Consider the following 4,127-nt stretch of genomic DNA (forward strand, 5'->3'; position numbering starts at 1 on the left):
CAGCAAGCCAGCTCGTTATGACCCCGGTATCAATGTGAGCTACCAGCACATGGCATCACATTATAAAACGGCGATCATTCCCGCTAGGCCACTCAAGCCCAAGGATAAAGCAAAAGCAGAAAACGCGGTATTGATCGTGCAGCGCTGGATACTGGCTCGACTACGACATCAAACCTTCTTCACGCTGGCAGATCTAAATCAGACTATTAAGGTCTTGCTAGATGACCTTAACCGCCGTGCCTTTAAGAAACTACCGGGTTCCCGCTTAAGTCAATTTGAAGCCTTGGATAAGCCAGCGCTTAAATCGCTTCCCGCGAAGCATTATGAGTATGTCGAGTTCAAACTTGCACGCGTTAATATCGACTACCACATAGAGTTCGACAAGCATTATTACTCAGTACCTCATCATCTGGTGAAGTCTCAAGTAGAAGCCCAAGCAAGCCAAGATAGCGTTGCTATTTTCTTCAAAGGAAAACAGGTTGCACGACATGCTAGGAGCTTGCGCCAAGGGGGTTTTACCACCAATGCTCACCACATGCCTGAGCCCCATCGAAAGCACCAAGCCTGGACGCCGGAGAGACTGATCTCTTGGGGCGCTCGAATCGGGCCTGCAACGCAATCCATCGTACTAAACCTACTCGAACAAAAGAAGGTACCCGAACAAGCTTATCGAGTCTGCTTGGGTTTACTGAATCTGGCAAAACAATACACACCAGAAAGATTAGAAGCCGCTTGCTTACGGGCTCAGCATATCAATGCCCGACGACTGGCAAATATTAAGTCCATATTAGAAAGCAATATGGATCAACTGCCACTTCCATTATCACCTCAGACTTCGCCATCACCTCAAACAGAGACTCATCGTAACGTGCGCGGCGCTGATTACTACCACTAAAAACCCACCCCAAAACCAATAGGAAAAAACATGTTAGAAACACAAAGCTTACAGCAACTTCGACAGCTCAAGTTAACCGGTTTAGCCGAAGCACTAGAGATGCAGTTTAATCAACCCAATACCTATGAAGAGCTTAGCTTCGCCGAACGAATTAACCTAGCAGTACAACAAGAAGTGACTTACCGGCACGACAAACGCTTACAACGATTGCTCAAGGCTGCTCGCTTCAAGGTCACCGCTAGAATGGAAGATATCGACTACAGCCACCCACGTGGCTTAAAGCAAAGTACAGTCGCGGGCTTGCAAAGCAATACCTGGATAAGCAAAGGGCAAAATCTGGTAATGACGGGACCAACAGGCTGCGGAAAAACCTATCTTGCTTGTGCATTAGGACATCATGCCTGTCTGCACGGTTATCAAGTACGATACTTCAGAGCCTCGCGGTTGTTCGAGCAGCTGACCATCTCACACGGCGATGGTAGCTACCTAAGACTCTTAAACCAAATAGCCAAGGCTGATGTTCTAATTATCGATGACTGGGGCTTGGAGGCTTTAACACAGCCTCAAAAAAATGATCTACTCGAAATTATGGAAGATCGCCACAACAGTAAATCGACCATAGTGACTAGCCAATTACCGATGACGAAGTGGCATAAATTTATCGACGATCCGACCTTGGCTGACGCCATATTAGACCGGCTACTGCATAACGCTCACAAACTTAACTTAAAAGGAGAATCGATGAGAAAAGTACTAACTTCGTTGACTGAAGATGATCACTTGAAGTAAAAAGACAACTCACGATGCATGGATGGGAAACAAGTGATCACGTTCAGCGCAACGGCTGATCAGTTTTAGCGGAATACGCACCTGATCATTTGCCTCTTGATCGGATAATTGCTTATGAAACATCCGGTACAACTGGGCACGCGTTAACGATACCATCTCATCCCATCGTCGCAGCAAGATACAGCGCTTATCATAAGAAAGCTCTATTGTGGAATTACGTGGATACGGGAGAGTTCCGAAGTGATCTCGCTGTTATCTTGGCAGGGTTTCAAGAGAGTTGTTTCACTTATGCGTCTGTGTCTCCCTATCTGAACAATAAAGCGTTGTTGAAGTTAAATTTTCATCCAAACGATTGGGGTAGTCCTGATGATCGGGAGCTTTACATCGACCTCAACAAACCAGACCTTATCTCTGGCGACCCAATATCTTTGTCAGAACTTTCAATGATCCCGTTTAGGCATCGGCCGAAGGCAATACTCAGTACGTCAATGACTTTGTTGAAAGCAGTTCGGGATGATTTTGAATCTCGGTATAAGTGTCCGATCTTAGATTTATATTCTCTGAATGAGGTTGGGCCAGTAGGTTGCAGTGTGCCCGGCAAAGAAGGCTTTCGACTTCTTCAGTCAAAACTTCTAGTCGAGATCCTTGATGCCAATGGCAATCCGGTTGATTGCGGAGAAAGAGGGGAGATTGTTTTGACCGGTGGGTTTAACGATTATCTGCCGTTGATACGTTATCGCACCGGTGATTTTGGAAGACTCGAGCTTGAAGACGGGCATTGGTACATCAGAGATCTAGAAGGGCGGCCGCCGGTTCAGTATAAGACTAAAGATGGTGTATGGCTTAACAATGTTGATGTCACGCATATGCTACAGAAATTTCCATTATCTCAGTTTTCTTTGCATCAATATGCAGAAGGTACACTGACTATAACTTTGCCGAATGAGACGTATTCGGATTCAATTAAACAGTTATTGGAAACTAAGCTTGGCCAACAGGTTCAGATCAATCTGTTTGAGAAAGTAAGCAGCGATAAAAAAATAATTCAATATTCAAGTGATTTAAGGAACATATTTTGATTAGCTATTTGGAATGGTCTGCAAACGCAGTATTTGTTATCAGCGTCATATTGGCAGCGAGAAACAATGTAAACACGTGGTGGACTGGTATCATAGGCTGCGGCTTGTTTGCCGTTCTGTTCTATCAGGTCAATCTCTATGCAGACGTCACGCTGATGGTGTTCTTCATACTCACGAGCATCTATGGCTGGATGTATTGGGGGGCTAAAAAACAATTACACCCGATTCAGCGAACCAAAATGACAAATTTCGTTTCATTCATAGCAGCTGCAGTCTTAGCAACCTTAGCCTATGGATGGCTTTTGCATGAGATGACGGATGCGTACGCGCCATTTATCGATTCAATTGTTCTCATGTTTAGCGTTCTTGCGCAGTTTCTTTTGATGAAGAGAAGGCTAGAGACATGGGTTTGCTGGTTGATCGTAGATACCGTCGCTGTCCCGCTTTACTTCTCCCGAGAGCTTTATCTGACGGCGTTTGTGTACGGCTTGTTCTGGTGCAATGCGTGGTATGGGCTGTATTCGTGGATAAAAATATACAGGAGTGAAAATAAGGGAGAAAAGACTTGGCAACAAAGCCCTTTAAGCGCGGATTAGTCGTTGGAAAATTTTCACCTCTTCATAAAGGGCACGAGTATCTAATACAAAACGCATTTAATCAGTGTGAAGATGTTGTCGTCATCAGCTACTCAAGGCCTGAGTTTCCATCCTGCTCTGCCAAGATAAGAGAGCATTGGATAAAATCAGTTTTTCCATCCGCTAGCGTTCTGTGTGTTGATGCTGCCACGGTCGAGTCTTGGCGAGCTCATAGCGCTTGGAATCTTCCAATGCCCAGCAATAGTGAAGCTGACCATATGCATCGGCATTTCACCTATCGACTTCTTTCATACAAGTTTGGTTTGGAAGTTGATGCAGTCTTTACGAGTGAAGAATATGGGGATGGCTTCGCTCAATTTCTGAGTGATCCAGCGACTGGTTTTGGTTCTCCTGTCGAGCATGTTTGTGTCGACCTCAACAGGGAAACTTATCCGGTAAGTGGCTCACTTATGCGTTCTACTCGGAACCAAGACAATGGGCTAATCGATCAATCTGTCCAAGCTGACTTTAGCGTCCAAAAGATTGTTTTCCTAGGGGCTGAATCAACAGGTAAATCAAAGCTATCTCGGCTTCTCTCTGAACAATTTAATGAGCCGCTGGTTGAAGAATACGGCAGAGATTTATGGGAAGAAAAAAATGGCGACCTTACGCCAGAAGATCTGATAGATATTTGCATTACACAGACTCATAAAGAGGATCTCGCTCAGAGACAGGCGAGACGGTATATCTTTTGTGATACTTCTCCTGTTACAACGCTTTGCTATTCAC

The 4,127-nt window shown here is 45.0% G+C and carries 4 protein-coding genes and 1 pseudogene; all 5 read left to right on the forward strand.

Features of this window, described 5'->3' with window-relative positions; genetic code table 11:
- Nucleotides 1-895, forward strand: a pseudogene (locus A3757_RS26965) (IS21 family transposase); the annotation flags it as partial.
- 30 nt (nt 896-925) lie between these two features.
- Nucleotides 926-1,684, forward strand: coding sequence for an IS21-like element helper ATPase IstB (gene istB, locus A3757_RS18140; protein WP_068510153.1), 759 nt, complete (start codon nt 926-928; stop codon nt 1,682-1,684).
- A gap of 206 nt (nt 1,685-1,890) precedes the next feature.
- Nucleotides 1,891-2,763 carry a hypothetical protein gene (locus A3757_RS18145; protein WP_068567402.1) on the forward strand — a complete coding sequence of 291 codons (873 nt, stop codon included), beginning with the start codon at nt 1,891-1,893 and terminating at the stop codon, nt 2,761-2,763.
- Nucleotides 2,760-3,359, forward strand: a complete 600-nt coding sequence (gene pnuC / locus A3757_RS18150) for a nicotinamide riboside transporter PnuC (protein WP_082865337.1) — start codon at nt 2,760-2,762, stop codon at nt 3,357-3,359. Before A3757_RS18145 ends, pnuC begins: the two co-directional genes overlap by 4 nt.
- Nucleotides 3,329-4,127 (forward strand): AAA family ATPase (locus A3757_RS18155; RefSeq protein WP_156506398.1); only part of this gene is annotated, 799 nt, incomplete at its 3' end. The genes pnuC and A3757_RS18155, both read left to right, overlap by 31 nt.

The organism is Oleiphilus sp. HI0117 (assembly GCF_001635235.1).